The sequence below is a fragment of the Altererythrobacter xiamenensis genome (assembly GCF_900177715.1).
Lineage (GTDB): Bacteria > Pseudomonadota > Alphaproteobacteria > Sphingomonadales > Sphingomonadaceae > Erythrobacter > Erythrobacter xiamenensis.
On the sequence record NZ_FXWG01000002.1, the window covers coordinates 289,037 to 308,256 of the forward strand.

The 19,220-nt window shown below is 63.4% G+C and carries 21 protein-coding genes and 1 tRNA gene; 10 read left to right on the forward strand and 12 right to left on the reverse strand.

The annotated features are described in order from the left end of the window. The first annotated feature begins 76 nt into the window (after nt 1–76). The gene (locus tag CCE89_RS15260; protein ID WP_159456601.1) at nt 77–994 is read left to right on the forward strand and encodes a DUF6265 family protein; all 918 of its coding nucleotides are present in this window, start codon (nt 77–79) and stop codon (nt 992–994) included. Between the two features lie 136 nt (nt 995–1,130). On the opposite strand, the gene sucC is transcribed toward CCE89_RS15260, so the two are convergent. Next, complete coding sequence (gene sucC, locus CCE89_RS06685; RefSeq protein ID WP_086437280.1) at nt 1,131–2,330, reverse strand: ADP-forming succinate--CoA ligase subunit beta; 1,200 nt, start codon at nt 2,328–2,330, stop codon at nt 1,131–1,133. A gap of 110 nt (nt 2,331–2,440) precedes the next feature. Here sucC and CCE89_RS06690 point away from each other — a divergent pair, with 110 nt between their 5' ends. Continuing rightward, nucleotides 2,441–3,232 carry a 3'(2'),5'-bisphosphate nucleotidase CysQ gene (locus tag CCE89_RS06690; protein WP_086437281.1) on the forward strand — a complete coding sequence of 264 codons (792 nt, stop codon included), beginning with the start codon at nt 2,441–2,443 and terminating at the stop codon, nt 3,230–3,232. A gap of 54 nt (nt 3,233–3,286) precedes the next feature. Here the strand turns inward: CCE89_RS06690 and CCE89_RS06695 are convergent, their stop codons facing one another. Continuing rightward, a complete protein-coding gene (locus tag CCE89_RS06695; RefSeq protein WP_086437282.1) occupies nt 3,287–3,985 on the reverse strand; it encodes an OmpA family protein in 699 nt (232 codons plus the stop codon). Nucleotides 3,986–4,154: 169 nt separating this feature from the next. On the opposite strand from CCE89_RS06695, the gene CCE89_RS06700 reads away from it, so the two are divergent. Then, nucleotides 4,155–5,450, forward strand: coding sequence for a hemolysin family protein (locus tag CCE89_RS06700; RefSeq protein ID WP_086438008.1), 1,296 nt, complete (start codon nt 4,155–4,157; stop codon nt 5,448–5,450). Nucleotides 5,451–5,650: 200 nt separating this feature from the next. Here the strand turns inward: CCE89_RS06700 and CCE89_RS06705 are convergent, their stop codons facing one another. Genes CCE89_RS06705 through CCE89_RS15265 form a run of 10 tightly spaced genes read right to left on the reverse strand, consistent with a single transcriptional unit; the run spans nt 5,651 to nt 14,567 of the window. Further along, on the reverse strand, nt 5,651–6,061 hold the full coding sequence (locus CCE89_RS06705; RefSeq protein ID WP_086437283.1) for a DUF3035 domain-containing protein: 411 nt from the start codon (nt 6,059–6,061) through the stop codon (nt 5,651–5,653). Between the two features lie 3 nt (nt 6,062–6,064). Then, nucleotides 6,065–6,595: a signal peptidase II gene (gene lspA / locus CCE89_RS06710; RefSeq protein ID WP_086437284.1), complete on the reverse strand. Its 531-nt coding sequence runs from the start codon at nt 6,593–6,595 to the stop codon at nt 6,065–6,067. After that, entirely contained in the window at nt 6,592–9,558 is a 2,967-nt protein-coding gene (gene ileS / locus CCE89_RS06715) for an isoleucine--tRNA ligase (protein ID WP_086437285.1), read from the reverse strand. The genes lspA and ileS overlap by 4 nt, the downstream gene beginning before the upstream one ends. 41 nt (nt 9,559–9,599) lie before the next feature. Next, nucleotides 9,600–10,649 (reverse strand): glycerophosphodiester phosphodiesterase family protein, encoded by a 1,050-nt coding sequence (locus tag CCE89_RS06720; protein ID WP_086437286.1) that lies wholly within the window; start codon nt 10,647–10,649, stop codon nt 9,600–9,602. Beyond that, nucleotides 10,646–11,572 (reverse strand): bifunctional riboflavin kinase/FAD synthetase, encoded by a 927-nt coding sequence (locus CCE89_RS06725; protein WP_086437287.1) that lies wholly within the window; start codon nt 11,570–11,572, stop codon nt 10,646–10,648. The genes CCE89_RS06720 and CCE89_RS06725 overlap by 4 nt, the downstream gene beginning before the upstream one ends. Beyond that, entirely contained in the window at nt 11,572–12,096 is a 525-nt protein-coding gene (locus CCE89_RS06730; protein ID WP_086437288.1) for a dihydrofolate reductase, read from the reverse strand. The genes CCE89_RS06725 and CCE89_RS06730 overlap by 1 nt, the downstream gene beginning before the upstream one ends. Continuing rightward, the gene (locus tag CCE89_RS06735; RefSeq protein ID WP_086438009.1) at nt 12,096–13,163 is read right to left on the reverse strand and encodes a 5-(carboxyamino)imidazole ribonucleotide synthase; all 1,068 of its coding nucleotides are present in this window, start codon (nt 13,161–13,163) and stop codon (nt 12,096–12,098) included. Before CCE89_RS06735 ends, CCE89_RS06730 begins: the two co-directional genes overlap by 1 nt. A 14-nt stretch (nt 13,164–13,177) precedes the next feature. Next, nucleotides 13,178–13,660 (reverse strand): 5-(carboxyamino)imidazole ribonucleotide mutase, encoded by a 483-nt coding sequence (gene purE, locus CCE89_RS06740; protein WP_086437289.1) that lies wholly within the window; start codon nt 13,658–13,660, stop codon nt 13,178–13,180. A gap of 23 nt (nt 13,661–13,683) precedes the next feature. Beyond that, nucleotides 13,684–14,370 carry a 2,3-diphosphoglycerate-dependent phosphoglycerate mutase gene (gene gpmA, locus CCE89_RS06745; RefSeq protein ID WP_086437290.1) on the reverse strand — a complete coding sequence of 229 codons (687 nt, stop codon included), beginning with the start codon at nt 14,368–14,370 and terminating at the stop codon, nt 13,684–13,686. 47 nt (nt 14,371–14,417) lie between these two features. Further along, nucleotides 14,418–14,567: a hypothetical protein gene (locus tag CCE89_RS15265; RefSeq protein ID WP_159456602.1), complete on the reverse strand. Its 150-nt coding sequence runs from the start codon at nt 14,565–14,567 to the stop codon at nt 14,418–14,420. Nucleotides 14,568–14,657: 90 nt separating this feature from the next. Between CCE89_RS15265 and CCE89_RS06750 the strand changes: the two genes are divergently transcribed. The 7 genes from CCE89_RS06750 to CCE89_RS06780 all read left to right on the forward strand — a co-directional run bounded on the left by CCE89_RS06750 (nt 14,658) and on the right by CCE89_RS06780 (nt 19,215). Next, a tRNA-Thr gene (locus CCE89_RS06750) sits at nt 14,658–14,732 on the forward strand. Between the two features lie 128 nt (nt 14,733–14,860). Next, nucleotides 14,861–15,625, forward strand: a complete 765-nt coding sequence (locus CCE89_RS06755) for an SDR family NAD(P)-dependent oxidoreductase (protein WP_086437291.1) — start codon at nt 14,861–14,863, stop codon at nt 15,623–15,625. Between the two features lie 29 nt (nt 15,626–15,654). Further along, nucleotides 15,655–16,635: a thiamine pyrophosphate-dependent dehydrogenase E1 component subunit alpha gene (locus tag CCE89_RS06760; RefSeq protein WP_086437292.1), complete on the forward strand. Its 981-nt coding sequence runs from the start codon at nt 15,655–15,657 to the stop codon at nt 16,633–16,635. Beyond that, complete coding sequence (locus CCE89_RS06765; protein ID WP_086437293.1) at nt 16,635–17,621, forward strand: alpha-ketoacid dehydrogenase subunit beta; 987 nt, start codon at nt 16,635–16,637, stop codon at nt 17,619–17,621. The genes CCE89_RS06760 and CCE89_RS06765 overlap by 1 nt, the downstream gene beginning before the upstream one ends. A 4-nt stretch (nt 17,622–17,625) precedes the next feature. Beyond that, a complete protein-coding gene (locus CCE89_RS06770) occupies nt 17,626–17,856 on the forward strand; it encodes a biotin/lipoyl-containing protein (RefSeq protein WP_086437294.1) in 231 nt (76 codons plus the stop codon). A gap of 8 nt (nt 17,857–17,864) precedes the next feature. Then, the gene (locus CCE89_RS06775) at nt 17,865–18,287 is read left to right on the forward strand and encodes a nuclear transport factor 2 family protein (protein ID WP_086437295.1); all 423 of its coding nucleotides are present in this window, start codon (nt 17,865–17,867) and stop codon (nt 18,285–18,287) included. Between the two features lie 4 nt (nt 18,288–18,291). Further along, on the forward strand, nt 18,292–19,215 hold the full coding sequence (locus CCE89_RS06780; RefSeq protein WP_086437296.1) for an SDR family oxidoreductase: 924 nt from the start codon (nt 18,292–18,294) through the stop codon (nt 19,213–19,215). The last annotated feature ends 5 nt before the right edge of the window (nt 19,216–19,220 follow it).

Consider the following 19,220-nt stretch of genomic DNA (forward strand, 5'->3'; position numbering starts at 1 on the left):
AGTCTCATCGCCCTCAGCTTTACTAGCCAATTGGCGAGGATTAGCTTCTCCAGATACGAAATCGGGAGGTGGGTGGATGCGACTATTTTCGGCAGTGCTGGCATGCTGGTGCGCAATCGTTTCGGGCACACCCGCGGCGGCACAACATTCCAGTCCGGAGACGAGGATCGGCGAAGAAGGGTTCGAATCGCCGCCCGCGACGCTCGCGCAAATGGATTGGCTGGTCGGTCAGTGGTCGGGCGAAGGCATTGGTGGCGCGCCTGCCACCGAAAGCTTGCTGCCACCAGCAGGCGGGACCATGGTCGGCACCTTCGTGCAGACCAAGCATGGCGAAGATGGCGCGGAAGCCATCATGTTTACCGAGCACATGTACCTGATGGAGGAAAATGGCTCTCTCGTCCTGCGCCTCAAGCATTTCAATGCCGATCTGACCGGCTGGGAGGAGAAGGACGAGATGCTGACGTTCCGCCTCGTCGCAATCGAGCCATGCGCCGCCTATTTCAACGCGCTGACGCTGCGCTGCGCCGATGCCGATCGCCCAGGAGAGGGGCTGGTGGCAGCGGTCCGCATGAAAAGCGAGGGGCCGGAGGTTCGCGAACTGCTGTTCCACTTCGATCCGGCTCATGGTTCGGACAAGTCCGTGCGCTGTGCCGATGCGCTGACGACCGTCGACATGAATGAATGTTTTTCAGAGACGCTGACCCGGGCCGATGCCAAGCGAGTCAAATATTTCGACGCTGCAATAGAGCGATATGCGGATCGCGGCGATCTGCTCGAAGCGATCCGCGAAAGCCAAACCGCCTTCGAGGCCTATCGCGATACCGAATGTGGCGCGGTCCTCCAAAACTGGATCGACGGCAGCATAAGGGGCGCGATGACGCTCGGTTGCCGGATCGACATGACCGATCAGCGTACGCACCGGATCTGGCAGAACTGGCTGACGTCCTTGGACAGCTCGACACCGGTCCTGCCCGAGCCGCAACCGACGCGGTAGTCGAACCTCGCCTTCGTTTTGCGCCCGAACGAATCGGTCGCATATTGCGATCGCAAGGCCGAATGGTCGCCCGCAGCGGGCGCGGCTTGCCGCGCACCTAGCGAGGACGAGGCGCGGATGCGCCCTCGCACGCATATCAGGCCGCCTGCTTGACCTCGGCGACGATCTTCTTCGCGGCGTCGCCCAGATCGTCGGCCGGAACGATCGGCAGGCCGGAGTTCGCGAGGATTTCCTTGCCCTTCTCGACATTGGTGCCCTCGAGGCGAACCACCAGCGGTACGCCGAGATCGACTTCCTTGGCGGCCACGACGATGCCCTCGGCAATCGTGTCGCAGCGCATGATGCCGCCGAAGATATTGACGAGAATGCCCTCGACCGCCGGGTCCTTGAGGATGATCTTGAACGCGGCGGTGACCTTCTCGGTCGTCGCGCCGCCGCCAACGTCGAGGAAGTTTGCCGGGAAGGCGCCGTTCAGCTTGATGATGTCCATCGTTGCCATGGCGAGGCCTGCGCCGTTGACCATGCAGCCGATGTTGCCGTCGAGCTTGATGTAGGCGAGGTCATATTCGCTCGCTTCGACTTCGGCCGGGTCTTCCTCGGTGACGTCGCGCAGCTCTTCCACGTCCTTGTGACGGAACATGGCATTGCCGTCGAAGCTCATCTTGGTATCGAGCACAAGCAGCTTCTCGTCCTTGGTTTCGACCAGCGGGTTGATCTCGAGCATTTCCATGTCGAGGTCCATGAAAGCGGTGTAGAGCTGCTTCGCGAGCTTCTGGCACTGCTTGTTGAGATCACCCTTCAGCTTCAGCGCGAAGGCCACGGCGCGGCCGTGGTGCGGCATGAAGCCCTGCGCCGGGTCGATGGTGATCGTGGTGATCTTCTCGGGCGTTTCATGCGCCACGTCTTCGATATCCATCCCGCCTTCGGTCGAAGCGATCATGGCGACGCGGCCGGTTGCGCGGTCGACCAGCATCGAGAGATAGTATTCCTTGGCGATGTCGACGCCGTCGGTGACGTAGAGACGATTGACCTGCTTGCCTTCTTCGCCGGTCTGGATGGTGACCAGCGTGTTGCCGAGCATTTCGCGGGCGTTGGTTTCGACTTCCTCGATGCTCTTGGACAGACGCACGCCGCCACCGGCATCGGGCCCGAGTTCCTTGAACTTGCCCTTGCCGCGGCCGCCGGCGTGGATCTGTGCCTTCACCACGTACAAGGGTCCGGGAAGCTTCTTCGCGCCTTCGACTGCCTCTTCAACAGTCATCGCGGCATAACCGGTCGGTACACCGATGCCGTATTTCGCGAGCAGTTCCTTGGCCTGGTATTCGTGGATATTCATGGAGAGGCTTTCCTGTTCGAGATTCTGTCGGTTTGGCTCGGCAGGCCCTAAGCATGGATTGGCCATCTTGAAAAGTGGCCAATGCTGTTGCAGGGGCCGAACCTATCCAAATGATAGACAGTGATCGCCTTGAAGAGATCGTCCGCGAAGCCGGACGCATCGCGCATGGCCAGTGGCCGGGCGCGGGGCACGAGGTCGAAAGCTGGGAGAAGGAGCCTGGCTCGCCCGTCTGCGCGGCTGATCTGGAAGTCGATGCCTTCCTCAAGCGCGAACTGGGCGCGTTGCTCCCGTCGGCCGGCTGGCTTTCGGAGGAGACCGCCGACGATCCTTCGCGCCTTGGCAAAGGGCTGATCTGGCTGGTCGATCCGGTTGACGGCACACGCGACTTCCTGCGCGGCAGGCCCGGCTGGGCAGTCTCGGTCGCGCTGATCAGCTCGGGCCGCCCGCTCATCGGGATGCTCAGCGCTCCGGCGAGAGGCGAGGAATGGATCGCGGTTGCGGGGCAGGGTGCGCGGCGCAATGGCGAACCGCTCAGGGCCTCGGTGCGCGAGACATTTGCCGGAGCGCGGGTCCCGACCGATGCCTTGCCCAAGGAAGATCGCGATCTCGAGATCGTCTACAAGCCCAATTCCATCGCCCTGCGGATTGCCATGGTCGCCGCTGACGAGGCGGACCTCGTCGCGACCCTGCGCTGGGGCTTCGAATGGGATATCGGCGCGGCGGCCCTGATCGCGCGCGAGGCGGGCGCCGAGGTGACCGATGCCTTCGGAGGACCGCTCGCCTACAACAAGCGCGATCCGCGTGCCTTCGGCCTGCTGGCAAGCTCGCCGCAGATCCATCACGACGCGGTCGAGCGACTGGCTGATCGGGTCAGTCGGCTCTCGGCCATGAAAAAGGGCTGATCCGTCGCCGGACCAGCCCGTTAGTCATTTCAAGACAATGACCTTCGTGATTTGTCAGTTGCCTTGTGCAGCTTGTGCCTCACGAACATCCTGTTCGTCAAAGGGAATGATCTTGATTTCGACACGGCGATTGCGCGCCCGACCGTACTCGGTGTCGTTGTCGGCGATCGGCATGGTTTCGCCAAAGCCCTGCCACTTGATACGGGCCGACGAGACGCCTTGCGAAATCAGATAGTTGGCGACCGCCTGCGCGCGCTGTTCGGACAGGCGCTGGTTGAACGCGTCCGAACCGGTCGAATCGGTGTGGCCGTAAACGTCGATGATCGAGTTGGGATACTGGATCAGGCTGTCCGCGACCGAGTCCAGCGTCTGGCGGAAGGCCGGCTTGATGGTGTAGCTGCCGACATCGAAGGTCACGCCGTCGGGCAGGTTGACCAGGATCGCTTCGCCATTGTCGACTTCGGTGACATCGACGCCGGAACCAGCAGTCTGTTCCTTCAGTTCCTTGATCTGTTCGTCCATCTGATATCCGACGTAACCGCCGGCAGCCGCGCCGCCGACTGCGCCGATGATGCGTCCCGTCTTGCCGCCGATCGCGCCGCCCAGCAATCCGCCCAGCACAGCGCCGCCGACACCGCCGATGGCGGTCCGCGAGACCTTGCGCTCACCCGTATTCGGGTCGGTTACACAGGCAGTCGTGCCGATCAGCGAAAGAGCAGCGACACTCGACAGGATCATTTTCGATTTTTTCATGGGGCAGTCCCCTTCCTATTTGGTCGTCTTGCGACAGTTTGGGCACCCGGAGTTCTCCGAGACACCGGATAAAATGCCAACGAACATGAACCTCTCCTGTTCCGCAAACGAGTGAAACAGGACGTTACAATAGCTGGCGCGCGTCACGAATTGTGCTAGCGCATTGGGCGTGACACCCTTTCCCTGGACCGACCTCGTCATTATCGCCTGCCTGATCGTGCTCAATGGCGTCTTCGCCATGTCCGAGCTGGCGATCGTTTCGGCGAAGACTGCGCGCCTCAAGGCCGCGCGTGAGAAGGGCTCTGCGAGTGCCGGGACCGCGCTTGCGCTGGCCGCCGATCCGGGCAAGTTCCTCTCGACCGTCCAGATCGGCATTACTCTGATCGCGATCATTACCGGCGCGTTCTCGGGCGCGAGCCTTGAAGGGCCTGTGGGTGAGCGTCTTGCCGCGCTGGGCGTGCCAGCGGATGTCTCGGGCGAAGTCGCGTTCATCACCGTCATCGCCCTGACCACCTATTTCAGCGTGGTCGTGGGCGAACTGGTTCCCAAGCAGCTGGCGCTGAAGTCTGCGGTCCCGATTGCCATCGTCATGGCGCGTCCGATGGCGCTTCTGGCGACCATCGCCGCGCCGCTGGTATGGCTGCTCGACAGGTCCTCCGGCGTCCTCGTGCGCCTGTTCGGCCTGAGGCCGGGCGGGCAATCCTCCGTCACGGCAGAAGAACTGCACATGATCTTCGCCGAAGCGACCCGCTCGGGCGTGATCGAGGAAGATCAGCACCAGATCCTGACCGGCGTCGTCCGGCTTGCAGAGCGTCCCGTGCGCGAAATGATGACCCCGCGAACCGAGATCGACTGGATCGACATCAACGCGGACGAGAAGGCGATCCGCAAGGTTATCGAGCAAAGCCCGCATTCGCTGCTGCCGGTGGCCGATGGCTCGCCCGACACGATCGTGGGGGTGGTCAAGGTGAAGGAACTGCTCGCCGCATTCGTCGCCGGCGAGACTCCCGTGCTGTCCGAACTCACGAAGAAAGCCGAAGTCGTGCCCGACCAGCTCGACGCGATGGACGCGCTGCGCGTATTGCAGCAGTCCGACGTCGCCATGGCGATGGTGCATGACGAATATGGCCACCTCGACGGGATCGTGACGCCGGTGGACCTGCTCACCGCGCTGGTGGGCACTTTCGCCAGCGATCAGGACCAGGGCGATGCCCCGCAGATCGTCGAGCGCAAGGACGGCTCGATGCTCGTATCGGGCACCTATTCAGCCGATGCTCTCGCCGACCGCCTGAACCTCGAATATCCCGATGACCGGGAGTTCGGCACCGCGGCGGGCTACGCGCTTCACGTGTTCAAACGGCTGCCGACCGAAGGTGACAGCTTCACCGATCAGGGCTGGCAGTTCGAAGTGGTCGACATGGACCGCCGCCGCATCGACAAGTTGCTGGTGAGCAAGGAAGGCTGATTTTTGTCTTCCGCAAGCGCATCCGCGCTCGCGATATCCTCGCACCTTCGGTGCTGCGGGCGGCCGATTGGCCTTGCGGGCCACTGGTCGTGGCCCGTCACATTGCTGGATATCTGAGGCGCACTTTACCGCCAGGTGCCAACCATGAGATGCGCGCAATTCGGCTGGGATGAACCCGCGGATGCGGGTTCACTCGAAAACTACCCTGAAATAACGACCTGTGCCGCCTGACCGTCACCCTCGGGTGCGGCGATGATGTCGCGGGTCACGCGGCCCTTGGCCACGGTGTTGGTCTCCGGATCGCCAATGGTCGAGCGGATGCCGACATCTGCTGCACCGGCGCGATCGAGCGCGCTCGTCTCGACACCCGAACGCGGTGCCGGACCGCCGAAGAGCGCTTCGAGCGCCTGCTCGGCCGCCGTGCCTTCGGTCGGGCGCGGGGCGCCGGGTGCGGGCGGGACGAGATTGAAATCGGGCGGCACCACCAACGGCGCCTGCCGCTGCACGGCAAACTCGTCGGGACGCTCGCGATTGAGGAAACCGCCGCCGCCGCAGCCGGCCAGCATGGCGCTCGTGGCGGTGATCAGGACGAGGCTCTTGAGGTTACGCATTATTCAGCTCTCCGCCGGCTGCTTCGCCGGCTCATGTGTTTCCGCGTCCTTTTCGCGCACGAAGAAGGAGCGGGCAAGGATAATCACGACGCCGATGGTGATAGCGGCATCGGCGACATTGAAAATGAGGAAGGGGCGGAAATCCCCGATATGGAAATCGGCATAGTCGATGACGTAGCTCAGCAAGTAGCGATCGCGGATGTTGCCGAGCGCTCCGCCAAGGATCATGCCGAGTCCGACTATGTCGGCGAGCGCCTTCTCCCGCATCATCCATACGAGCACGACCAGCGCGATGACCGCAGTCACGGCAACCAGCAGCCAGCGCATTTCCATGCTGGTCGCTTCGAACAACCCGAGCGATACGCCGCGGTTCTCGGTATAGCGCAAATCGAAGAACGGCAGCAGCTCGATCAGATAGACCTCGCGCAGCCGCAGCGGCTCGATCACCAGCCATTTGATGAACTGGTCGACGGCAAAGATTGCCGCCGCCACGACCAGCCCGATGATCCGGTTGCGGGTGAACAGGCCGCTCATGCCGCGCTGTCCAGCTGCTCGACCACGCTATCGCAGCGGTCGCACAGCGCGCCGTCTTCCTCGACTTCGGGAAGCAGGCGCCAGCACCGGCCGCATTTGTGGTGGGAGGACTTGGTCACGGTCACTTCGCCGCCTTGCCCACGCGTCACTGACGCGGTGATGAACAACTCGGCCAGCTGTTCGTCGCTGATGCCTTCGGGCACGGCGGCGGCGGGAACGGTCACGCTCGCTTCGTTGCTCGAGCGGATCACCTTGTCGCGGCGCAGCGGCTCGATCGCTTCGTTCACGCGCTCGCGCAGATCGCGCAGCGCATCCCACTTGGCGCGGTCTGCAGCGACCTGTGGCACGCTCGGCCATTCGAGCAGGTGGACGCTGCCTTGCTGCTCGCCATCTTCGGGATAGCGGGTCTGCCACACTTCCTCTGCCGTGAAGACCAGCACCGGCGCGGCATAGCGCACCAGTGCGTGGAACAGCAGGTCGAGCACGGTGCGATAGGAATTGCGCGTGTCGCTGTCCGGCCCGTCGCAATAGAGCGTGTCCTTGCGGATATCGAAGAAGAACGCCGAAAGGTCCTCGTTGCAGAAATCGACCAGCAGGCGCGTGTAGGCGTTGAAGTCGTATTCCTCGACCGCTGTGCGCAGCTTGCCGTCGAGTTCGGACAGCAGCGAGAGCACGTAAAGCTCCAGCTCCGGAATCTCGCCCGCATCGCCCATGTCGCCGACGAACCCGTCGAGCGCGCCGAGCAGATAGCGGAAGGTGTTGCGCAACCGGCGATACTGGTCGCCGACGCCTTTCAGGATTTCATCGCCGATGCGGTGATCTTCGGTGAAATCGACCGAGAGCGCCCACAGGCGGATGATGTCCGCGCCATATTGCTCCATGACCTTCAACGGATCGATCGTGTTGCCGAGCGACTTCGACATCTTGCGCCCGTCGCTCGCCATGGTGAAGCCGTGGGTGAGAATCTGGTTGAAGGGCGCGCGGCCGCGCGTGGCGCAGCTTTCGAGCAGGGAGGACTGGAACCAGCCGCGATGCTGATCGCTGCCTTCGAGATAGAGGTCGGCGGGCCAGTGCAATTCGGGCCAGCGGTCGCCTTCGAGCACCCAGGCATGGGTCGTGCCCGAATCGAACCACACGTCGAGAATGTCGGTGACCATCTCGTACTCGGCCGGATCGTGATCGGGTCCGAGGAACTCAGCTTTGCGTGCCTCGCTCCAGGCGTCCATGCCTTCTTCGCGCACCGCGGCGACGACTCGCGCGTTGACTTCGGCATCCTGCAGATAGGAGCCGTCGGGCCGCACGAACAGCGTGATCGGCACGCCCCAGGCGCGCTGGCGCGACAACACCCAGTCGGGACGCCCCTCGACCATCGCGCCGAGACGGTTGCGGCCTTTTTCCGGAATGAAACGCGTGTCGGCGATGGCCTGAACCGCGCGCTCGCGCAGCGTGGCACCGTCGCCGAGGTCCTTGTCCATCGGCACGAACCATTGCGCCGTGGCGCGGAAGATCACCTTGGCTTTCGAGCGCCAGCTGTGCGGATAGGAGTGCGCGTAGTCGGCTGAGGCGCTGAGCAACGCGCCCGCTTCGCGCAAGTCCGAACAGATCGGCCCGTCGGGAGCGTTGAACGGCTTGTTGATGACGCTGCGGCGGCGTTCCTTGCCCTCGTCGTCGAGGTCATCGGCACCGAGCCATGCCCAGTCGTCGCGATAGCGCCCGTCCGCCATGACCGCGAAGACCGGCTCGATGCCGTGCTGTTTGCAGAGCAGGAAGTCGTCCTCGCCGTGGTCGGGCGCCATGTGGACGAGGCCGGTGCCGCTGTCGGTGGTGACGAAATCGCCCTCAAGGAAAGGACGCGGTTTGGCGTAGAACCCGCCAAGATGGTGCATCGGGTGGCGGACTTTGGTTCCGGCAAGGTCTGAGCCTTTGATGCTCATGATTTCATGCGGGACGAGCAGGTTTTCGTCCGCCTCGTCCGATGCCGCCTCGACCTTGTCGTGAACCAGCACGCGCATGCGGGCGACCACGCTTTCGAGCAGAGGTTTTGCGACCAACATTCTGCGCCCGAGCTGCGAGCGAGTGCCCGGCTCGGCGCTGGGATGCGATCCGGCGCCGTAGCCTTCCGGCTCGGCATCGAGAGCGACAAGCACGTAATCGATGTCCGGCCCATAGGCCAAAGCCTGGTTCACCGGGATCGTCCACGGTGTCGTCGTCCAGATCACTGCTTGAGCGCCGACCAGTTCCTCGATCGGCGATTCCACGATCTCGAAGGCCACGTCGATCTGCGGCGAATCCGTCAGGTCCTCATATTCGACCTCGGCTTCGGCCAGAGCGGTCTGTTCGACCGGGCTCCACATCACAGGCTTCGACCCGCGATAGAGATTGCCCGCCTCGGCCAGCTTCATCAGCTCGGCGACGATGACCGCCTCGCTTTCCTTCTGCATGGTCAGATAGGGATTGTCCCAATCGGCCATGATGCCGAGGCGCTTCAGCTGTTCGCGCTGCACATCGACCCAGTGCTGCGCGAAGGCCCGGCATTCGTTGCGGAAGGCAAAGACCTCTTCCTCGTTCCGCTCGGGACCGGTGAGGACGGGCTTTTCCTTCTTCTTCTTGCGGTACTGCTCTTCGACCTTCCATTCGATCGGCAGGCCGTGGCAGTCCCAGCCGGGCACATAGGGCGAATCCTTGCCGAGCAGGTTCTGCGTGCGGCAGACCATGTCCTTCAGCGTGTGGTTGAGCGCGTGCCCGATGTGCATGTCGCCATTGGCGTAGGGCGGCCCGTCGTGGAAGATGAACTTCTCGCGCCCCTTGCGGCTTTCGCGCAGCTTTTCATACAGGCCGATCTCGGCCCAGCGCGCGGCAATGCCGGGCTCCTTCTGAGGAAGGCCGGCCTTCATCGGGAAATCCGTCTTCGGCAGGAAGACCGTGTCCCGGTAGTCTCTCTGGTTGTCGCGCTTTTCAGACATAGGGGAGCGCCGTTAGAACATCCCTCGCGCGCGGGGAACCCTTATTGCGCGTCGCGCCGCCGTTCGAGCGCCGCCTGGGCGGCGTCGATCTCCGCCTGACTGCGGTCATCGAAGCGGGTGATCAGCGCGGGCACGATGGTGAAGGCGTCCTCCACCCAGACATAGCCATTGAAAGTGGACGGGATCTCGCCCAGCTGTTCGGGCAGCGTCAGCCCGCGCGGCGCATTGTCGCCGAGCGGACCCACCACGATCACCTTGCCGCCATATTCCTCCATCCGCGCGATCAGGCGATTGGGCCAGCCCCAGAAGGCGAACTGGCGATTGAGCGGGACGATCATGGTTTCGCCGCGGCAGCTTTCGGGCAGATAGCTGCTCCAGCCCAGCGCGATATAGTCGCGGCTGCAGGCCTCGGCCCCCTGCATGCTCCATGACCATGCCTCGGGGTAGAGCTCGCGGATGCGGGCAATCGGTGCCTCGTGACCATAGAACGCGTCCCCTGCGGCGACGGGATCGCGGCCCGCCGCTTTCAGTTTCGCGGCCAGCAGATCCGCCTCGCGCGCGTCCTTCGACTTGAAGTTGATCATCATCCGCCCGCGCCGGGGCAGGGCGCTGGCTACGTCCTCGATAGTCGGCATCGCGCCCACGAACTCGCCGCGGAAGGGGAAGGTCTTGCCGCCATCGGCGGTGTAGCCATAGCCCACGTCGAGCGCCTTGAGCTCTTCAAGTGTCGCCTCGCGCACCGGCCCCGTTCCGTCCGTGCGGCAATCGAGCGTCCAGTCATGGAAGACGACCAGTTCGTCATCCGCTGTCGGGGCGATATCGACCTCGACCATCCATGCACCCAGTTTCTGCGCGCGCAGAATGCCGGGGAGCGTGTTTTCGAGATAGTCGTGATAGGGCGGGTCGATGCGGTCGGCGGTGCAGGTGTCGCGCTCAAGCCCCGTGCGATCGTACAGCTGGTAAAGGCCGCGATGCGCGATCACCTTGGGACCACCCGCAGGTTCGGGCGCAAGCCAGCTGGCGTTGACCAGCGTGAGGATCAGGAAAACCAGCGCCAAAGCGAAGGCACCGCGCCGCAGCCATGTTCTCATGCGAGCAGCCTGCGGGCCTTCTCGCAATCCTTATCCATCTGCTCGATCAGCGCGTCGAGACCGTCGAACTTCGCTTCGGGACGGAGGAAATGGTGGAAGGCCACCTCGATTTCCTGCCCGTAAAGGTCGCCGGAAAAATCGAAGAAATAGGGTTCGAGCAGTTCCTTGGGCGGTTCGAACTGCGGCCGCACGCCGATATTGGCCGCGCCCTGCAATTCCTGCCCCGTGCTGAGAATCCGGCCTGTCACGGCATACACCCCGTATTTGGGGCGCAGATACTTGTCGATCGCGAGGTTGGCGGTGGGATAGCCGATGGTGCGCCCGCGCTTGTCGCCATGTTCGACGATGCCGCGAATGGCGAAGGGCCGGGTGAGCAGTTCGGCGGCCAGTTCCGGCTTGCCCTCTCGCAGCGCCTCGCGGATGCGACTGGAGGAGACGACCGCCTCGCCATCCGAGACCGCTTCGACGACGCGCGACTGCAACCCGTGTTCGCCGCCCAGCGTGCGCAGCAGATCGACATTGCCCTTCGCACCCTTGCCGAAAGTGAAGTCCGCGCCGGTCACCACGCCATGCGCTCCGAAACGCTTCACGAGGATTTCGGTGATGAAGTCTTCCGCACTGGTGCCTGCCAGTTCGCCGTCGAAGTGGAACACCAGCATCGCGGTCGCGCCCGCCGCGAGGTAAAGTTCCTGCCGTTGTTCGAGCGTCGTCAGGCGGAAGGGCGGGACATCGGGCTTGAAAAAACGCACCGGGTGCGGATCGAAAGTGGCGATGATCGAAGGGCGGCCCTCCGCATGCGCCCAGTCGATTGCTTCGCCCGCGACCGCCTGGTGCCCCTTGTGGAACCCGTCGAAATTGCCGAGCGCGATGACCGCCCCGCGCAGCGCCTCGGGCACCTCGTCGCGATGATCGAGCCAGCGCATCAGACAGCGACCTCGCAGCGGGTGTAGGTGACGAAGCTGTAGGCCGGTCTGTCGCCTTTTGCGGGGTGTTCCTCGCGTGCGGCGACTTCCCATTCGGCGCCGAGCTCCGGCATGAAGGTGTCGCCGTCAAACTCTGCATGGACCTCGGTCAGCTCCACGCGTTCGGCACGGTCGAGGAAAACGTCATAGATCGCCGCGCCGCCGACCACCGCGATTTGCGTATCCGGATCGTCGCGCCGGGCGAGAGCGATCGCTTCCGGCACCGAACGGACGACTTCGGCCCCGGTGCTGTCCCAGCGTTCGCGGCGCGTCAGCACGATATGGCGGCGACCGGGGAGAAGGCCGGGAAGGCTCTCGAAGGTCTTGCGACCCATGATCATCGGCAGGCCCTCGCCTTCGGGTCCCATCGTCATGGCCTTGAAATGCTTGAGATCGGCGGGAAGGTGCCAGGGGAGCTGGCCGTTCTTGCCGATCGCGCCATTGGCGGCGCGCGCATAGATGAGGAACAGGCCTTTTTCGGGCATCAGGCGCTCGCCTGGCCGACGCGCGTCCAGTGACCCATCTTGCGGCCCTCGCGCGCTTCGGACTTGCCGTAAAGGTGGAGGTGCGCCTCGCCATCATCAGCGAGCTTTTCATGCGCGGTAAGCGCTTCTGCGCCGACGATGTTGCGCATCTCGATGCTGGCGAAGCGCGTGGTGGTATCGCCCAGTGGCAGGCCGCAGACGGCGCGGATATGATTCTCGAACTGGCTCGTGGCTGCCCCTTCGATCGTCCAGTGACCCGAATTGTGGACGCGCGGAGCCATCTCGTTGAACACCGGCCCCTTGGCCGTGGCGAAGAACTCCAGCGTCAGAACGCCGACGTAGTTGAGCGCTTCGGCAACCTTTTTCGCGAGGCCGCGCGCTTCCTCGACCTGCTCGCCTACGATGGCGGGTGCAGGGAGGGTGGAGGTGGAGAGCATGCCTGCGTGATGTACGTTATGGGTCGAATCCCAGAACCGCACTTCGCCGTCTTTCGCGCGCACGAGAATGACCGAAAACTCGGCCTCGAAATCGACGAAACCTTCGTAGACGCAGGAGCGCCCGGGGAAGCGGACGCTGTCCACATCGCGGTCGGTCGCGACGCGCCACTGCCCCTTGCCGTCATAGCCTTCGCGGCAGGTCTTGAGGATGCCGGGAGCGCCGATCCGCCCTGCGGCATCGCGATACTCCGCGTCCGAATCGACCGAGGCATAGGGCGCAGGCGTGCCGCCCAATCCTTCGACGAAACGCTTTTCCTTGAGCCGGTCCTGCGCCACTTCGAGCGCGCGCGGGTGGGGCGCGAGCATCTGCGGCGGGATCATCTCGACCGCTGAAACCGGAACGTTCTCGAACTCCCAGGTCACGACGTCGCACTTGCTGGCAAAGGCGGCCAACGCCGGCTTGTCGCCCCAGCCATTGGCGAAGAAATCATGGCACACGTCCTCGGCGACAGTGTCACCCTCGGGCGCGTAGCCGATCACCTTGTAGCCCAGCTGTGCGGCGGACATGGCCATCATGCGGCCGAGCTGGCCGCCGCCGAGGATGCCGATAGTCGAGCCCGGCTTGATCACACTGTCTTGCGCCATCAGTCGGTCGGACGCTCCGCCACGGCAGCGCTGCGCGCCGCGCGCCAGTCCTGCAGGCGTTCGGACAGGTCCTCGTCATGCAGCGCGAGGATGGCCGCCGCCATGAGCCCCGCATTGGTCGCGCCAGCCTCGCCGATGGCGAGCGTGCCGACGGGAACGCCGGCGGGCATCTGCACGATCGAGAGCAGGCTGTCCTGACCGCTCAGCGCCTTGGACTTTACCGGCACGCCAAGCACCGGGAGGTGGGTCATCGCCGCGATCATGCCGGGAAGATGCGCTGCACCGCCGGCGCCCGCGATGATGACGTCGAAGCCTTCGCCCTCCGCACCTTTGGCAAAGGCGCTCATGCGGTCGGGCGTACGATGGGCGGAAACGATCCGCGCCTCATGCTCGACCTCGAGCTCTTCGAGCACCTTCGCGGCACATTTCATGGTCGGCCAGTCGGACTGGCTTCCCATCACGATGGCTACCTTTGACCCCATCCTCTGATCCCTTTCAGCCCTGCTCAGCTGTCCTTGAGGTAATAGCGTTCACCCGGGCGCATACCATCGTCGAAATCATAGATGATCGGCTGGCCGGTGGGAATCTCGAGCCCCGTGATGTCGTCATCCGAGATCTGCGAGAGGTGCTTGACCAGCGCGCGCAAGGAATTGCCATGGGCGGAGATGATCACCGTCTCGCCGCTCGCCAGCACGGGCAGGATGTCGCTTTCCCAATAGGGCAGCACCCGCTCGATCGTGAGCTTGAGACTCTCGGTGGTCGGAATGTCGATCCCGGCATAGCGCGGATCGGAGCTGAGATCGTATTTGCTGCCTGCTTCCATTTCGGGCGGCGGCACGTCGAAACTGCGGCGCCAGATATGGACCTGCTCGTCGCCATGCTTCTCGCGGGTTTCCTGCTTGTCGAGGCCGGTGAGCCCGCCATAGTGCCGTTCGTTGAGCCGCCAGTCCTTGGTCTCCGGGATCCAGAGGCGGTTGCACTGGTGCAGCGCGAGATGAAGCGTGCGAATGGCGCGGGTCTGGAAGGAGGTGAAGGCGCGTGTCGGCTCGACGCCCTTGTCCTTCATCAGGGCGCCCGCCGCCATGGCTTCCTCGACGCCGCGCTCGGTCAGGTCGACGTCCCACCAGCCGGTGAAGCGGTTTTCGAGGTTCCACTGGCTCTGGCCGTGGCGAACGAGGATCAGTTTAGGCATTATATCTCCGTGGAGGCGCGCTTAGCCCCATCAAGATTTCCTTCGCCCTAGCTACTGCCTTTCGGCTTGGAAACCCCGCTTTCGCCCGATTCGCCGCCTATCTGGCGGCTTTGCGCCTTGCGGCGACGCAGGTTCTCGCGCAATTTTGCAGCGAGGCGTTCTTCACGCGACATTTTGTTGCTGCTGTCTTCACTCATGCGAAACGCCTTGCCGTTATTGGCTTTCGTTCTCAAGTGTCGCTTGACATTGAGAGCGTGTCTGACAATAGGCGCGCCACTTGAACAGGCGCCGCGGTAGCTCAGTGGTAGAGCGCACCCTTGGTAAGGGTGAGGTCGAGAGTTCAATTCTCTCTCGTGGCACCATTTTTTCTGATCGCGCTACCGCTTCGCTAGTTGAGCGCGACCAGAACCTCCCAACACTTTTGACGATTACCGGCTGCCGGACGCTCCGCTAGACCCGCCTCACGCAATTCACGTGGAGGTAAGCGGTTATGGATCTCGGTCTCAAGGGCAAGAAAGTCATCATGAACGGCGGTGCGCACGGGCTGGGCCTGGCATCGCTCAAGCTGTTCGCTGCGGAAGGGGCCGATGTCGCCTTCTTCAGCCGCAAGGAAGACAAGATCGAAGCCGCCAAGGCCGAGATCGAAGCGGCTGGTGACGGCAAGGTCTTCGCCGAGGTCTTCGACATGGCTGCAGGCGGTGATGCCTACAAGGCGTGGCTGGAGAAAGCCGCGGGCGAACTTGGCGGCTGCGACATCTTCATTCACACGGCGAGCTCTTCGGGAACCGGGGGTACAGGCGACTGGCAGAACGGTCTCGACATGGACATCATGGGCGCGGTCAACGGCGTTGAGGCGCTGACGCCCCATCTCGAAAAGTCGGATAGCGGATCGATCGTCTTCATGAGCTCGACCGCTGCGCTCGAGACCTTCATCGCGCCGCAAGCCTTTAACGCGCTCAAGGCAGCGCTCATCACCTATGGCTCGCAGCTGAGCCAGGCGCTCGCCGGACAGGGTATCCGCGTAAACTGCGTCAGCCCGGGCGCGATCTACTATCCCGGCGGCAACTGGGAAGTGATCGAAGGTGCCATGCCCGAGCTGTTCAACGCGACGCTCGCCAAGATGCCGATGGGCCGTTTCGGCAATGACGAGGAAGTGGCCAAGGCAATCGTCTTCGTCGCCAGCCCCGCTGTCCCCTACATGACGGGCGCGAACCTCGTGGTCGACGGCGGCTTCACGCAACGCGTCCAATTCTAAGCAAGACTGAGCCGAGAAAGGGTCCCCCGATGGCTGACATCGCCGAAGAGATCGACCGCGACAAGCTGCTCGATATTTACACCCGCACCATGAAGGTGAATCGCACTGACGAGAAGTTCCGCGAGCTTCTGATGCAGGGCAAGGTTGCCGTCATGTATTACTGCGTGCGCGGACAGGAACTCGTTTCCGCCGCCGCCATGGCCGCACTCGAAGACGATGATTACGTCGTCTGCACCTATCGCGGACAGGGCGAGCAGACCGCCAAGGGTATCCCGATCGAAAAGTGGTGGGGCGAATGCCTCGGCAAGGCGACCGGAACCTGCAAGGGCAAAGGCGGCACCATGCACATCACCGATCCCGATACCGGCATCATGGTGACCACCGGTGTTGTCGGCAGCGGGCTTCCGATCGCCAATGGCCTCGCCATGGCGAGCCAGAATAATGGCGACGGTCGCGTGACGCTGGTGAGCTTCGGCGACGGGGCGGCCAATATCGGTGGCTTCCACGAGGCAATGAACATGGCTCAGCTTTACAAGCTGCCGGTCGTCTTCCTCTGCCAGAACAATCGCTACGGCGAACACACGGCTTATGCCGACCACACCGATACGAAGCAGATGAGTGATCGCGCAGCAGGCTACGGCATGAAAGGCGTCACGGTCGACGGAAACGACGTCAACGCCGTCTACCCGGCGGTGAAGGAAGCGGTGGACCGCGCTCGCGCCGGCGAAGGGCCGACCCTGGTCGAGGCCATGTGCTACCGCATGATGGGACACTTCTTCGGCTCGGACTTCTCCTACATGCCCAAGGAGCACATCGCCGAAATGCAGGCGGAAGATCCGCTGCCCAAACTGCGCAAGGTGATGCTCGAACGCCAGTTCACCGAAGAGGAACTGGACAAGATCGTGGCCGATATCGATGCGGAGATCGACGCGGCAGTGCAGAATGCGCTCGATGCGCCGCTGCCCGATACCGACGAGATTTACAAAGACGTGCTCGAGGAGACTGCCTGATGGCCGAGATTACCATGACCCAGGCTCTGAACCTCGCGATCGACGAGGCGATGGCCGAAGATGACGGCGTGTTCTGCCTTGGCGAGGATGTCGCCGCGAAGCAGGGCGGCGGCGTGTTCAAGGTCACGTCCGGCCTGACCGAGAAATATGGTGAGAACCGCATCCGCGCGACGCCCATCTCGGAAACCGCGATCGTCGGTGCGGCGGTTGGCGCTGCGCTCGCCGGGCAACGTCCGATTGCCGAGATCATGCTTATGAACTTCGTCGGCGTGTGCATGGACCAGATCGTCAACCACGCGGCCAAGCTGCGTTTCATGTCGGGTGGCCAGACGCCGTGCCCGCTCGTGATCCGCACCACGACCGGTGTCGGTGTCGGCTTCGGCGGTCAGCACTCCGACATGCTCGAGGCGTGGTTCGCCCATGTCGCCGGCCTGCACGTTGTGACGCCATCCAACGCTGCCGATGCGCGCGGCCTCATGCGCGCCAGCATCGATGCCAACGATCCGGTGATCTTCATCGAGAACATCCTGTGTTACGGCCTTACCTCGGAAGACCCAGGCCCGGGCTACCGCGTGCCGCTGGGCAAGGCGGCAGTGGCGAAAGAGGGTAGCGATCTGTCGATCATCACCTATGGCCGCACCGTGCTCGACGCTCTCGAAGTGGCGGGCGAGATGGAGAAGGAAGGCGTTTCGGTGGAGGTCATCGATCTCAGAACCATCGCGCCTTACGACGAGGAAACCGTGCTGGCTTCGGTCCGTAAGACCGGTCGCGCGCTGACCCTGCACGAGGCAGTTCGCCCGTTCGGCACCGGCGCGGAAATCGCCGCGAATATCCAGGAGAAATGCTGGGACGATCTCAAGGGTCCGGTGCGCCGGATCGGCGGCACTTTCTCCGCCGTCCCCTTCGCCTCGCATCTCGAGCAGGCGTGGATCCCCACCAAGGGAGAGATCGTCGAGCAGATCAAGGCATCGGTAGGAAAGGACTGAACGGGTGGCTGAAGAAATACGCATCCCCAAGCTCGGCATGAGCGCAACCGAAGTTGTTCTCTCCGAGTGGATGTTCGGTGACGGCGAACAGGTCACCAAGGGCGAGATCATCTACACCGCCGAAACCGACAAGACGACCGTGGAGATCGAGGCACAGGCCTCGGGAACCATCCGGCCGACCGGCGAGGAAGGGATGAAGTACAAGGTCGGCGATCTTATCGGTACGATCGAATAGGGGCTTCGATGAAAGCGAAGTCAGGGATCGAGCTATTGGGCCACGATAAATCTCTGCGTGAAATGCTCTCTGCCGTCTACGCAGCGGCAGGTGCGCGCGACTGGGATACGGTCGCCTCGCTGCTCCATCCCGATTTCGTGCTTTACGAGGCGAAGGGCCTGCCCTTCGGCGGCGAATGGCGCGGCAAGGACGCGCTCCAGCGCTGCGCGGCGGCGATGTACGGCACCTGGGCCGAGGCAAAGGTCGACATCCATGACATCACCGGCGGGGATCATTGGGCGGTGGTGGTGCTGACGCTGACCATGACGCCGAAGGATGGGGGTGAGACTTTTCAGCAGACCGTGTGCGAGGCGGGCAACTTCGAGGACGGCCTGCTGAAAGAGCTGCGCATCCACTATTTCGATGCCGCCGAAGTGACGGAAAAGGCCTGACACCATGACCATCGAGAAAGTCTGTGTGCTTGGAGCCCCTGCCGATCAGGGGCAGCCGCTCGTGGAGGAACTGCTGCGCGAAGGCTTTTCGGTGACCGCGGGCGTCCGCCGCGAAAATGCGATGGCCGACACGCCGTGGCCCGACCTGCCGACGGTGCATGCCGATATTACCGACGCGGGCGCGATGGCGAAGGCGTTCGAAGGACAGGATGCGGCGGCCTTCCACCTGCCGTTCGAGTTCGACCGCGAGAAAGCCGCGCATTTCGGCCGGTCCATTGCCGAAGGTGCGAAGCGTGCGGGCCTCAAGAAGATCGTCTTCAACACCGCCTGTTTCGTCGCCGATCACGATCTCGATCTTTCGGCGCATGATGGCCGGCGCGATATCGAGCGCGCGCTGGAAGAGACGGGCATTCCGTGCGTCTTCATCGAGCCGACCGTCTTCATGGACAATCAGTACCGGATCTGGACTCGCCCCCTGATCATGCGGGACGGCATTTTCGCCTATCCCGCCGGGCCGACGCTCAGGATCAGCTGGGTGTGCCTGGAGGATGTGGCGCAGGCGATGCGCCGCGCGCTCCAGACGAGTGCGGCGGACGGGCAGCATGTCCCGCTCGGTGGGCCCGAGGCGCTGGTCGGCGATGAAGTTGCGGCAAACCTGACCGAAGCGATCGGCAGACCGGTGCGCTTCCAGAGCCTCGCGCCGGAGGAGTTCGCTGCACGGATGAGCGAGCTCGTCACCGGGTCGCGCGAGGTCCAGCCGCTCAGCATCTATGACGGCATGGCCAGGTTCTACGCCTGGTACAACGCGCAGCCCGAATCGCCGCTAGTGGTCGATCCCGGGCACGCGCGGGACTTGCTCGGGATGCAGCACACGTCCCATCTCGATTGGGCGAAGTCGAAAGACTGGTCTGCCGGCCTACCCGGCTGAGGCGG

What these genes read in the sequence shown, in the direction of transcription:
- CCE89_RS15260 (WP_159456601.1), top strand. Translation starts at nt 77, where the DNA reads ATGCGACTATTTTCGGCAGTGCTGGCATGCTGGTGCGCAATCGTTTCG.
- sucC (WP_086437280.1), bottom strand. Translation starts at nt 2,330, where the DNA reads ATGAATATCCACGAATACCAGGCCAAGGAACTGCTCGCGAAATACGGC.
- CCE89_RS06690 (WP_086437281.1), top strand. Translation starts at nt 2,441, where the DNA reads ATGATAGACAGTGATCGCCTTGAAGAGATCGTCCGCGAAGCCGGACGC.
- CCE89_RS06695 (WP_086437282.1), bottom strand. Translation starts at nt 3,985, where the DNA reads ATGAAAAAATCGAAAATGATCCTGTCGAGTGTCGCTGCTCTTTCGCTG.
- CCE89_RS06705 (WP_086437283.1), bottom strand. Translation starts at nt 6,061, where the DNA reads ATGCGTAACCTCAAGAGCCTCGTCCTGATCACCGCCACGAGCGCCATG.
- lspA (WP_086437284.1), bottom strand. Translation starts at nt 6,595, where the DNA reads ATGAGCGGCCTGTTCACCCGCAACCGGATCATCGGGCTGGTCGTGGCG.
- ileS (WP_086437285.1), bottom strand. Translation starts at nt 9,558, where the DNA reads ATGTCTGAAAAGCGCGACAACCAGAGAGACTACCGGGACACGGTCTTC.
- CCE89_RS06720 (WP_086437286.1), bottom strand. Translation starts at nt 10,649, where the DNA reads ATGAGAACATGGCTGCGGCGCGGTGCCTTCGCTTTGGCGCTGGTTTTC.
- CCE89_RS06725 (WP_086437287.1), bottom strand. Translation starts at nt 11,572, where the DNA reads ATGCGCTGGCTCGATCATCGCGACGAGGTGCCCGAGGCGCTGCGCGGG.
- CCE89_RS06730 (WP_086437288.1), bottom strand. Translation starts at nt 12,096, where the DNA reads ATGCCCGAAAAAGGCCTGTTCCTCATCTATGCGCGCGCCGCCAATGGC.
- purE (WP_086437289.1), bottom strand. Translation starts at nt 13,660, where the DNA reads ATGGGGTCAAAGGTAGCCATCGTGATGGGAAGCCAGTCCGACTGGCCG.
- gpmA (WP_086437290.1), bottom strand. Translation starts at nt 14,370, where the DNA reads ATGCCTAAACTGATCCTCGTTCGCCACGGCCAGAGCCAGTGGAACCTC.
- CCE89_RS15265 (WP_159456602.1), bottom strand. Translation starts at nt 14,567, where the DNA reads ATGAGTGAAGACAGCAGCAACAAAATGTCGCGTGAAGAACGCCTCGCT.
- CCE89_RS06755 (WP_086437291.1), top strand. Translation starts at nt 14,861, where the DNA reads ATGGATCTCGGTCTCAAGGGCAAGAAAGTCATCATGAACGGCGGTGCG.
- CCE89_RS06760 (WP_086437292.1), top strand. Translation starts at nt 15,655, where the DNA reads ATGGCTGACATCGCCGAAGAGATCGACCGCGACAAGCTGCTCGATATT.
- CCE89_RS06765 (WP_086437293.1), top strand. Translation starts at nt 16,635, where the DNA reads ATGGCCGAGATTACCATGACCCAGGCTCTGAACCTCGCGATCGACGAG.
- CCE89_RS06775 (WP_086437295.1), top strand. Translation starts at nt 17,865, where the DNA reads ATGAAAGCGAAGTCAGGGATCGAGCTATTGGGCCACGATAAATCTCTG.
- CCE89_RS06780 (WP_086437296.1), top strand. Translation starts at nt 18,292, where the DNA reads ATGACCATCGAGAAAGTCTGTGTGCTTGGAGCCCCTGCCGATCAGGGG.